Origin of the sequence: Novosphingobium sp. IK01 (assembly GCF_033242265.1) — a bacterium.
Lineage (GTDB): Bacteria > Pseudomonadota > Alphaproteobacteria > Sphingomonadales > Sphingomonadaceae > Novosphingobium > Novosphingobium pituita.
Genome location: NZ_BTFW01000003.1, coordinates 64,708 through 76,317 on the forward strand (window position 1 = coordinate 64,708; position 11,610 = coordinate 76,317).

Annotated in this window: 7 protein-coding genes, 2 pseudogenes and 1 riboswitch; of the genes and pseudogenes, 1 reads left to right on the plus strand and 8 read right to left on the minus strand. The window is 65.4% G+C overall.

The features are described 5' to 3' along the window. Positions 1–8: 8 nt before the first annotated feature. Positions 9–146: pseudogene (locus SBI20_RS17165) on the plus strand (transposase); the annotation flags it as partial. Positions 147–175: 29 nt separating this feature from the next. Here the strand turns inward: SBI20_RS17165 and SBI20_RS17170 are convergent. From SBI20_RS17170 to SBI20_RS17205, 8 genes and pseudogenes are all read right to left on the minus strand, one after another. Further along, a pseudogene (locus tag SBI20_RS17170) lies at positions 176–939 on the minus strand (IS6 family transposase). A gap of 641 nt (positions 940–1,580) precedes the next feature. After that, positions 1,581–2,777 (minus strand): FMN-dependent L-lactate dehydrogenase LldD, encoded by a 1,197-nt coding sequence (lldD, locus tag SBI20_RS17175; RefSeq protein ID WP_317976289.1) that lies wholly within the window; start codon positions 2,775–2,777, stop codon positions 1,581–1,583. A 120-nt stretch (positions 2,778–2,897) separates the two neighbouring features. Continuing rightward, positions 2,898–3,812 (minus strand): LysR family transcriptional regulator, encoded by a 915-nt coding sequence (locus SBI20_RS17180; protein ID WP_317976290.1) that lies wholly within the window; start codon positions 3,810–3,812, stop codon positions 2,898–2,900. Positions 3,813–3,881: 69 nt separating this feature from the next. After that, positions 3,882–5,846 carry a TonB-dependent receptor domain-containing protein gene (locus SBI20_RS17185; protein WP_317976291.1) on the minus strand — a complete coding sequence of 655 codons (1,965 nt, stop codon included), beginning with the start codon at positions 5,844–5,846 and terminating at the stop codon, positions 3,882–3,884. Between the two features lie 130 nt (positions 5,847–5,976). After that, positions 5,977–6,921 (minus strand): LysR family transcriptional regulator, encoded by a 945-nt coding sequence (locus SBI20_RS17190; RefSeq protein ID WP_317976292.1) that lies wholly within the window; start codon positions 6,919–6,921, stop codon positions 5,977–5,979. A gap of 85 nt (positions 6,922–7,006) precedes the next feature. Further along, positions 7,007–9,073 carry a TonB-dependent receptor gene (locus SBI20_RS17195; RefSeq protein WP_317976293.1) on the minus strand — a complete coding sequence of 689 codons (2,067 nt, stop codon included), beginning with the start codon at positions 9,071–9,073 and terminating at the stop codon, positions 7,007–7,009. A 170-nt stretch (positions 9,074–9,243) separates the two neighbouring features. Next, a riboswitch (cobalamin riboswitch) is annotated at positions 9,244–9,488 on the minus strand. A 163-nt stretch (positions 9,489–9,651) separates the two neighbouring features. Continuing rightward, on the minus strand, positions 9,652–11,292 hold the full coding sequence (gene hcp, locus SBI20_RS17200) for a hydroxylamine reductase (RefSeq protein WP_317976294.1): 1,641 nt from the start codon (positions 11,290–11,292) through the stop codon (positions 9,652–9,654). A gap of 72 nt (positions 11,293–11,364) precedes the next feature. Beyond that, positions 11,365–11,610 (minus strand): carboxymuconolactone decarboxylase family protein (locus SBI20_RS17205; RefSeq protein WP_317976295.1); only part of this gene is annotated, 246 nt, incomplete at its 5' end.

Genomic DNA, 11,610 nt, shown 5'->3' on the forward strand with positions numbered 1-11,610 from the left:
CCGAGCACCCCGACTATCGCCGCTACCGGGACCGAAACCGCGTCGAGCGCATGTTCGGCAAGCTCAAGCAACAGCGCCGTATCGCAACCCGCTACGACAAGACCATCCTATCCTTCGAGAGCTGGCTCTGTTGCAAACATTGGTGACGGCCGGGCAGCGTCACCCCGTCTGGGGATCAGGCAGCATTGGCAAAATGCTGATTGAGCACGTCCATGGCCTCGGTCATGACCGAGGGGCCAATGCCAAATGCTCTTTCGATCAGACGCACCTCTCCCCTGATCCCTGGCTGCAGGCACCATGCCCGGGCTTGCCCTTTGCGCAGGGCGCGCATGACCTCGAAGCCCTTGATCGTGGCGTAGGCTGTCGGCATCGATTTGAAACCACGCACGGGCTTGATCAACAATTTGAGCTTGCCATGGTCGGCCTCGAGCACGTTGTTCAGGTATTTTACCTGCCGGTGTTCGGTTTCCAGGGCGAGCTTCCCTTCTCGTTTCAACTCGGCGATTGCGACGCCGTAGCTGGGGGCCTTGTCGGTGTTGAGTTCGTTGGCTTCTCCCAGCCCTTCAGCCCGCGAAGGGCCTTTCCCAGAAAGCGCTTCGCGGCTTTGGCGCTGCGGGTCGACGAGAGGAAGAAGTCGATCGTGTCGCCCCTTTTGTCGACCGCCCGGTACAGGTAGGTCCATTTGCCCCGAACCTTGACGTAGGTCTCATCCAGACGCCAGCTCGGATCAAAGCCTCGCCGCCAGAACCAACGCAACCGCTTCTCCATCTCCGGCGCATAGCGCTGCACCCAGCGATAGATGGTCGTGTGATCGACATCGATGCCACGTTCCGCCAGCATTTCCTCGAGATCGCGGTAGCTGATGCCGTACCGGCAGTACCAGCGGACCGCCCATAGGATGACCTCGCCGGTAAAATGCCGCCCTTTGAAATCGTCCATCACAACCGACCTTACCAATCCAAGGGCCCAACCTTGGCAACCGCATCAGAGTTTGCAACAGAGCCGTTCAAAGCCATCGCCACCATTCTCCGGCCAGCGCCGACATAGCCAGCGCGGCTGTGCCGCACAAAGCCCGAGCCATCGTCCATCAACCTCGAAAAGCCCATCGGTTTTGCTGCGGCGAAAAACGCCGCCGGCGGCGCTCGCCCAGGTCACCCGGCCACCAACACGCCGAAGCCCAGCCCCCCAGCGCGGCGGGCTCATGAATAAATCGGGCTAGGGGCTATTCAGTCCGCTGGCAGACGCGAGACGATCAATCTCGGCCCCCAGTTCGTCAGACAATCTCGACGTTACGATCATTCACTCAAAGCCCCGTGCAGCGGACGACAAGATGCCAATGTATACATTGGTGACTCTTGGCATATCCTGCCATATCTAACAAACTACCTCCACCTACATTGAACCCACTCCACCACCAAGGAAATCTGCCAAAACGTGGACGGGAAAGAGGGAGCGGGAGGCCTTCACGGATACGCAGGCTGGCAAGATCTCGCGCCGGAACAGAAAAAGGCCAGCGACACGCACATTCGCGTCGCTGGCCTTCGGGCTTGCCTGAAACAAGGATTATGCGGGGGCGCCCGTCAGGCGTCTGCGGCCCCGTCGGGCTGTGCCGGGCTGGCCCGTCCGGCGGCGATGTAGCGCTCCACTTCATCGAGGCTGCTGGCGTCGATCCGGTCGGGCGAGGCCGCGCCGGTCAGCGTCATCGTCACCTTCATGTCGGCGGCGAACAGCGACAGCAGGTGCGACACGCCCTTTTCTCCCGCTGCGGCCAGCGCATAGATATAGGCCCGGCCCAGCATGACACCCTTGGCACCCAGGGCCATCATCCGCACCACATCGAGCCCCGAACGCACGCCGGAATCGGCCAGAATGGTCAGATCGTCCCCCACCGCATCGGCAATGCGCGGCAGCGCGCGCGCCGTGGGGATCGCCCCGTCGAGCTGGCGCCCGCCATGGTTCGAGACGATGATGCCATCGGCGCCAAGGCGCACCGCGTCGCGGGCGTCGTCCGGGTCGAGGATGCCCTTGATGACCAGTTCGCCCTTCCAGCTCTCGCGGATCCATTCCAGATCGTGCCAACCGATGGTGGGATCGAAATTGGCCCCCAGAAAGTCCTTGTAGCCGCTCATGCTCATCGGGCGGCCTTCGTAGGCCTCGATATTGCCAAAGGACAAGGGACGCCCCAGCAGGCCGACATCCAGCGCCCAGTGCGGATGGGCCAGCGCCTGAAGATATTGCCGCATGGTCGCCCCCGGCCCCGACATGCCGCTGCGGTTGTCCCGATAGCGCGATCCGGGCACGGGCATGTCGACGGTGAAGACCAGCGTCTTCATCCCCGCCGTCCACGACCGCTCCAGCGCATTGCGCATATAGCCCCGGTCGCGCAGCACATAGAGCTGCGACCAGAGCTGTCCCTGTGCGCCCCTGGCCACTTCCTCGATCGGGCAGACCGAGACCGTGGAGAGCGTATAGGGCACGCCCGCCTTCTGGGCTGCGCGCGCGGCCTGAACCTCGCCGCGCCGTGCATACATGCCCGTGGCCCCTACCGGGCCCAGCACGACCGGCATCGCCCAGCGTGACCCCATGACCTGCGTTTCGAGGGTGGGTTCGGCAATGCCGGGCAACACGCGCTGGCGCAGGGCGATGCCGGCCAGTTCGCGCTGGTTGTTGTCCATCGTGCTTTCGGTGACCGCGCCCCCGTCGATATAATCGAACAGGAAGCGGGGGAGCCGGCGGCGGGCGGCTTCGCGATAGTCTGTGGGGGCCGAGACAATCATGGGGCTAACCTTTTTAAGGGCGACGGGCCTCGTTGCAGGGAGGCGGGTGGTCTTCATCCTTGTGTGAGGCGGGCCTAATCCTGCGCCTTCCATTCTCAAAATGAAACATCTGACTTAGGCTCAGTCCAAAATGGAATGACCCGGCCCGGCCCCTTCCACGACCATCTCCTGCACCAGGTCGATGAACGCGCGGGCGGCCTGCGAAAGATAGCCTTCGCGACGCCAGGCCAGGGTCATGTTCCAACTGACATCGGGCTCGTCCAGTTCCAGCAGCGCGACGCCCTCGGGCCGGTCGGCCAGCGCCACCATGCGCGGCATGAAGGCCACCCCCAGCCCGGCCCCGACCAGTCGCGCGATAAAGCGGGTCTGGGCCGATTGCATCGCCACGGTGGGGATGAAACCGTGGCGGCGACAGGCCGAAAGGATCATGTCGTTGAGCGCGAACCCCTCCTGAAACAGCAGGAACGACCAGTCCCTGAGGTCGGGCAAGCCGATCGAGGTCCGTTCCGGCGCAAAGGCCCCTTGCGGCACCAGCGCCACCACCGGTTCGCACCGGACCGGGCGATGGTCGAGTTCCCCGGCCACGGGCAGCAGGATGCCCGCAACATCGAGATCGCCCGCGCGCAAGGTCTCGTGCAGGCGGGTGCTGCCATGTTCGATCAGTTCGATCCGGATTTCGGGATGGCGCCGGCGGAATTCGGCGATGACCGGCGCAAAGAGCATGTCGCCCCCCACCGTGGGTACCCCCGTGCGCAGGACACCGCGCTTCAGGCTGTCGAACTCGCCGATCTGCGCCAGCAATTCGTCGCGCATGGCCAGCATGTCGAGACCGCGCTGATAGACCACCAGCCCCGGCTCGGTCGGCCTCGCGCGCGGGCCGGAACGGTCAATCAACTGGACGCCCAGCTCTTCCTCGAGCTGCCTGACCATCTTGCTGACGGTGGATTGGGTGGCAAAGATCCTCTTGCCCGCCTCGGTGAAGCCTCCGTGGCGGACAACCTCGATAAAGGCGCGCAAAAGGCGAAGTTCCATCATGCGTCTTCCATGCCGCCTGCCCGATCCACCGGTCAAGGCTCAGCCCGCGCGCGAGCCCCCCCACACACATCAGAACTTCGCGGCCCCCCCCATCCAGATCCGCGCCGGATCGATGACATAGCCATATGTGTCATAGTCGGCCCGCTGGTCGAGGATATTCTGGACGCCGCCATGCAGGGTAAAGCCGGACGCAAGGCGATAGGAGGCCCCGATATCCGCCGTGGCATAAGCCGGGGCGACCGTGTTGGTGCCCGAGATCTGCGCCTCGGTGACCGCTTCCTCGCCCCGGAAAATCACCCGCGCATAGCTGCTCAGGCGCGCATTGGGCTTCCAGTTGAGCGAGCCGGAAGCCTGCTGTTTCGGGGTGTCGTTGAGCGCGGCGCCGATGTTGGCGCCCGTCAGTTGCACGGAATCGGTCAGGCTGCCCGAAGCGTTGAAACGCAAGGTCCGGGTCAGTGGTATGTCGAAGGAGAGTTCGACGCCGCGAATGCCCGCTTCGTCGACATTGACATACGTCGTGGGCGGACGCCCGATCGAGCTGAGCGGTTCATTGATGCACCAGGCCCCGGATGACTGGCAGGTGACGCGGGTGATCTTGTCGTGGAAACGGGCGTCATAGACCGACAGGCTGGCCTGGATTCCCCCGCTCTCGTAGAGCGCAGAAGCCTCGAACGTGCGCGAGGTCTCGGCCTCGAGGTCGGGGTTGCCATAGATCGTTCCGCCCCGGCTCGTCTGCCCCCAGTCGACCAGCGTCTGGCGCAGGCTGGGCGCGCGGAACCCCTGCGAATAGCCGCCCTTGAGCGTGACCCGCCCGGTTACCGACCAGACCAGATAGGCGCGCGGCGTCCAGTGGACCCCATACTGTTCGTCGTTGTCCATGCGGATGCCCCCGGTCAGGCGCAGGCTCTTGAGGATCGACAATTCGTTTTCGGCGAACAGCGCCCAACTCGTGCGCGTGGCCCCCGTGCGGGTCGATCCGGCCAGGCCGTTGCTGGTCAGGTCGGTCATGTCCTCATGCCGGTAATAGCCGCCCAGCGTCAGGTTGTTGGCGGGCAGCGGCACCTGCCAGATCGACTGGCCCACGGTGTTGCGAATGCGCTTCTCCCCCTCAAGATGACGGGCATCCTCGTATTGCAGGTAGCTGTTCGAGGTGGCGAAGCCCCAGTCCCCGATATGGGTTATCGAGCCGACACGGCGGGTCTGGGTCATCGCGCTGCGCGTGCCCAGCGGCTCGGCCGCCGTGGGCGTGCCGATGTCGGACTTGCCCATCGTGGTCACCGTCTTCTGGCGATAATAGCCGCCCTCGATCAGCAGGCGGTGGGCCGGGCTGATCTCGAAGCCCAGCTTGGCGGCCAGGGTCTCGTCCTTGCGCTCGGGCGTGCCGCCGCGGATGGCGTCTTCTTCCCGGCGGTTGAGCGAGCCTTGCAGTTGCAGCCCCAGCCCTTTGACCAGCGGGCCCGACACATAGAAATTGGCGTCGCCAAAGGCGCCATACTTGCGCCCCGCGGGCATCGTGCCATTGGCCCGCACACTGCCCGACCAGGTGGGCGCAATCGCGCGGGTCAGCACATTGACCACGCCGCCCATCGCATCCGAGCCATAGAGCGAGGACATCGGCCCGCGCACGACCTCGATCCGCTCGATCGCCTCCATCGGCGGCAGCAGGCCACCCTCGGAAATGCTGCCCCCGTTGGTGCGCGATTCCCGCGCGCTCAACCGCCGCCCGTCAACGAGGATCAGCGTATATTGCGGCGCCATGCCCCGGATCGAGATGTCGCGGCTGTTGCCCTCGCCAGTGGTCACCGTCACGCCGGGAATCTCCATCAGGGCGTCGGTCACCTCGCGGTAGGGCAGCCGCTCGATGTCTTCGCGGGTGATCACGCTGATCGAGGCGGGCGCATCCTTGACGCTCTGCGCACGGGTGGAGGCGGTCACCACGATCTGCGTGCCTCCGGTCATATCGGGGGCCATTTCCGCCCCGTATGCGGCAGTCGATCCGGTCGTGCCGACCATGCCCCCAATGGCCCCACCCATGGCCAAACCCATGCGCGCCCAGTTCTTCGTGTTTTTCAAGTTGCCCACCAGATATTATTGCTAATGTATCGCACTAGCACCTGTCAACAAAGGCATGAGGCCGCAACACTCAAAAACAAATAGCCGTCATTCAGCCCTTCCCGCCCTCATCCGACGCCATCCGGGCCATCTCGATCAGCCGCGCACGAAGCCAGCGGGCCGGAGGATCGAGGCGGCTGCGCTCGTGCCACAAGAGCCAGTACCTGAGCGTGCCCAGTTCCTCGGGCGCGCGCCGGACGGCAAGCGCGCACTGTTCCTGTTCTCCCGCGCTCCACCCCGCTGCCGCCCGCGCGGGCACCACCATGACCAGATCGCCCGCCGCCAGCATCCGGGGCGCCAGCGCGAAATAGGGCACCCGCGCGGCCACCTTGCGATGCCGCGCCTCCGCGCCAAGCTCCATCGCCACGCGGTCCAGCTCGGCATCGCTGACCGACAAGGCCAGATGCGGATAGGCCAGGAACCCCGCAAGGCTCACCACATCGGCGTCGGCCTCGGCCAGTGGATGCCCGGCCCGCATCACGCAGACGAACGTATCCTCGAACAACAGGTCGTGGTGGATCTGTTCGGGAACCGGGTCGAACCCGGTCAGCGCCAGATCGATATCGCCCGAAGCCAGGCTGCGGTGCGGCACATGCCCGAGCGGCACGACATCGAGCCCCAGCGAGGGAGCCTCGCGCCACAGGGCAGGCAGCGCGGGAAGACAGACCGTCGCCACCCCGAAATCGGTCGAGGCGATACGGAAGCGGCGGCAAATCTGCGCAGGGGTGAATTCGCAAGTGTCGAACAGGCTCGCGGTCGTGCTCATCCAGTCCGACAGCCGCCCCACCAGTTCCTCGCCGCGCGGCGTGCGCGCCATCTGGTTGCCCGCGCGCACGAGCAGCGGGTCCTGGATCGCCTCGCGCAACTGCGCAAGGTGGCGGCTGACGCTGGGCTGGCTCATCATGCCCAGCATCATCGCGGTCGACCCCACGCTTTTCGTCTTGAGAAGATGCGCGAGAACAAGGATCAGGTTGGGCGCGAGATGCAAGGGAGCCATATGTCCTATTGCGCATCATTTGCATTTGCGATCAAGCTGCCCACACTTTTTGTTACAAGCCGGAAAAGACCGCCTCCTGCGCGGATCAGAACGTGTAGCGTGCGCCGATCCTGAACGTGCGCGGCTCGATCACGCGGCTCATGCGCCCGTCGACAGGACTGTTCGTGTCGAAGGCGGGAATGTAGGATTCATAGAAATAGGCGATGTCCTTGTCGCGGCTGTCCAGCATGTTCAGCACTTCGCCGTAGATCTCTATCCTGCGGCCTTTCCACGCGCCCCGCGCGTTGAGGATCGTGCTCCCCTTGTCGCGGACAGAATTGTCATCGGTCAGCGGATAGGGGCCCAGATGGCGCACGCGCAGGCTCGCCTCCCATGGATCGAGCACGATCGCCGCGCCCGCAGAGGCCGCGTTTTCGACCGCATTGGGGATGCGGTTGCCATTGTCATAGCGCGAATGGCTGGCGACATAGCTGCCATCGAGCGCCAGCCACGGCAAGGGCCGCCAGAACCCGACCAGTTCGTAGCCGCGCCGCCTGCTCGCGCCGGTCGGTTCGACCGCGTTGGAATCGCCCACGAACCGCAATTCGCTGCCCACGTTGAGCCACCAGTACGTGGCCGTGAGGGACACGGTGCCCAGTTGCAGGCGCCCGCCCAGTTCCTTGCCGGTGCCCCGGACCAGCACCGGCACCGGGGATTCCACATTGACCGCCCCGCGCACGTCGTTGGAATGGAAACCGCGCCCCCAGTTCGCATAGACCTCGAACTGCGGCAGGACCTTGTAGGCCACCGAGACTTTGGGCGAGACGATGGAATCGTGCCCGCTTCCGGTTCCCAGCAGCGCCGCCGCGCCATCGCGCGCGCGAACCGTGTAGTGGTAGTAATCGCCCCGCAGGCCGCCCGTCAGCCTGAGCCCCGACACCGGCTGCCATGTCGCCTCGCCATAGAGCGCGCCGGAGGCCTCCTCGACATGGTAGTGCCCCAGCGAGCGCAGGAACACGCGGTCTGCGGTGCGGTTCACCCCGACATTGCCGATGTGGTCATAGCGGTTTTCGGTGCCGACCGTCAGGCGCAGCCTGCTGCCCACGTCCCAATGCCTGCGCGCCGTCAGGCCGATGATCCAGCGCCTGTCGAACTGGTCGATCTGCGCGCTGGTGCCATCGGCCTGCGCATATGTCGGGTTCGAGGACATGGCCCAGTCGTAGTACTGGACATAGAGATTGGCATTCCAGCCCGGCTGCCGGACGGCGAGATTGCCGATCAGGCGCGTCGTGCGCCCCCGCGCCGAAGGATCGGGCGAACAGAAGACATCGGGGCAGACCGCGCTGCCGATGATCCGCTCGGGGATCTGCTCGGTCGGGCGCCATGTCGCATGATAGGCATGGAGCGTGGCCTCGATCGTGCCCGCGCCGACAGGCACGCTGTACTTGGCGAAACCGGCGTAGTGCCGCAGGTGTTCGGCCTCCTGCCATGGCCCGCCATAGCGTTTCGCCTGTCCGACCAGCGTCAGGCTTCCCCCGGCCACGTTCCTGATCGTCCCGCCTGCGGCCAGACGGCCCGCATTGTAGGAACCGCCCTCGACCGAAATCCACGGGCGGTCGACCCCCTCGATCGTGGTCATGTAGGCCGCCCCGGCCAGTGCGAAATCGCCCCCGTCCGCGCGATAGGGCCCCTTGCGGAAATCCTCGCGCGCGACGATCTCGGGGATCAGGCCGTTGAGATCGAGATAGCCCTGGCCATGGCCGTGGCTGCGCAAGTTCATCTGCACGCCGTCGATATAGGTCGTAAAATCAGTGCCGTGGTCGAGGTTGAAGCCACGCAGGAAATACTGGTTGGCCTTCCCGCTCCCCGAATGCTGGGCCGCGACCATGCCGGGCACGGCTTCGAGCAGTTCGGCAACCCGCAACAGCGGGCGGACCAGAAGGTCCGAGCCCCCGATGCTGCCCTCGCTGGCCGCCTGCGCCGTGCCGATCTGGGCCTGACCCCGCCCGAAGACCACGATATCGCCCGTCTTCGCATCAGCCCCATCGGCCTTATTCCCATCGGCAGGCGCCGCGACGGCCTCCCCCGCCCTGGCTGGCATGGCCGCCAGCATCATTGCCGCGCCCGCCACCATGCGCAGCAGCGCACCGCATTTCATCACTTTCATCATCATTCCCCCGGCGCCTGCGACTGGGGTGGGGGCTTGCCGCCACCAGGGCGGTCGGCGCGCGTCAGCGATCGGACACCGCTGGCGACCGTCTGCACGAACCGATGCGGCCTCCACCGCTCGTTCGTCGCTCGGACGGAAAGATTCCGGGCTCTGGCCATCCCCTGGACCACAGCATGAGCGACCAGACGCAGGCAGGTCTCCTGGCTCACGGGTCAAGGCAGCGATGCATGGCCTTCCCGGGCCTCGCATGATTTAGCGTCCGGCCCAGTGACTGGCGGCGGGATCTGCCCTGCCGCCGATATGCACCGCGCTCGCCGCTTACAGTTGCAGGGACAGCCGCGGATTCAAGGGAGGAAGCCCCCTCTCACCGTGTTCCCTTTTAAGCCTCTTTCGAAGCACCGGCGCGATCTTGCCTGCGCCATCGAAGGCGGCAGACGCCGTCGCGGTATCCCAAGTCGGGCCAAGGAACAAGAGGCCCCCCGCAAACGGAGACGCCGCGGGCATGGCCGGCGCCATGCCCGCGGACGGGGTGTCCTCAACGGCCCTGAAAGCGGATCAGGGGGGCAGGCCTCATCAGGGGGTCAGGCCGCTTGCAGCATGCGGGCCAGATCCTGCCCGGCCTCGCCGGTGGGGCGGATATCGAACATGTCGACCAGCACGCCCAGCACCTCAGGCGTGAGGAACTGCGGCAGGGTCGGGCCGAGGTGGATCTTGCGGATGCCCAGATGCAGCATGGTCAGCAGCACGGCGGTCGCCTTCTGCTCGAACCAGCTGATCGCATAATGCAGCGGCAGGTCGTTGACCCCGCAGCCGAGCGCCCCGGCCACTGCCACGGCCACCTGAATGGCCGAATAGGCATCGTTGCACTGGCCCACGTCGAGCACGCGGGGCACGCCGTTGATGCTGCCCAGATCCTCGCGGTTGAAGCGGAACTTGCCGCAGCCGAGCGTCAGGATCAGACTGTCCTGCGGGGTGGCCATGGCCAGGTCGTGGAAATAGTTGCGGCCCGGACGCGCGCCGTCGCAGCCCCCGATCAGGAACAGGTTCTTCACCTCGCCCTTGTTGATCATGCCCAGCAGGGTATCGGCCACGCCCATCACCGTGTTGCGGGCAAAACCGGCCGGAATGCGCTGTTCGGCGGCATCTTCGGCAAAGCCGGGCAAGGCCAGCGCGCGGGCGATCACCGGGGCGAAATCATGGCTGGCGATATGGGTGATCCCGGCCCAGCCCACCGGCCCGGCGGTGAACAGGCGGTCGGCATAGCCCTTGATTTCCGGGTTGATCAGGCAGTTCGAGGTCATCACGATGGCGCCGGGGAAGGCGTCGAATTCGCGCTGCTGGTCCTGCCAGGCGCCGCCATAGTTGCCGATCAGGTGCGGATACTTCTTGAACCCCGGATAGGCATTGGCGGGCAGAAGTTCGCCGTGGGTATAGACATTGATGCCCAGCCCCGCGGTCTGTTCGAGGATCGCCTCCAGATCGCCCATGTCGTGGCCCGAGACGAGGATGGCCTTGCCCCTGACCGGGGTCATGCGCACCATGGTCACTTCCGGGTGCCCGAAACGGCCCGTATTGGCCGCGTCGAGCAGTTCCATGACCTTGAGGTTGAGCGCGCCGATCGCCAGCGAATGGGCCAGCAGGGCGTCGATATCGGTCGGATCGGTGGCGAGGAACGCGGCAATGCGGTGGAATTCGGCGCTGACTGCGGCTTCCTCGTGGCCCAGAACGCGGGCATGTTCGCTATAGGCGGCGGTTCCCTTCAGGCCATAGAGCACCAGATTGCGCAGGCCCACGACGCTCGGCCCATCGCGGTCCATGAAGCGCTGGATGGCCGCATAAGGCGCGGCCTGCGCCAGCCCTTCATCGGTCAGGACCGGCGTCCAGGTGGCCGCCTCGGGCAGGTCCGCCAGATCCGCGCCCGCGCCCTGCGCACAGGCCTGCGCCAGCGCGCGGATGTCGAGCGCCTGCGCGATCAGACCGGTAAAGCGCGCCGCATCGAAGTTGACGTTGGTCAGCGTGGTGAACCACGCATGGGGCGTGAAGGCATCGACGCGGGCATCGCGCGCACCCACGGCCGCCGCGCGCGCCGCATAGGCCGAAACGCCCTGCATCACGCGCAGCAGGATGTCCTGCATGTCGGCCACTTGCGCGCTCTTGCCGCAAGACCCGACCTTTACCGCACAACCACCCTTGTTCGATTGTTCGCACTGCACGCAATACATGGGATTCTCCCGGTGAAGCTGACTTTCGAGGGCCTGCCTAGCCGGGAGATTAAAACATTCATTTGAGATGCATCAAATGTCGTCACTTTTTGCCGGGCTGGCAAACTGGTCATAGGCGCGCAGGGCATCGGCGGCATACATCAGCGCCGGGCCGCCCCCCATGTAGACGCACATCGCCATGACTTCGGCCACTTCCTCGCGCGTGGCGCCCAGATCGACCAGCGCCTTGCCGTGGAAGCCGATGCACCCGTCACAGTGCTGGGTCACGCCGATGGCCAGCGCGATGAGTTCCTTGGTCTTCTTGTCGAGCGCGCCCTC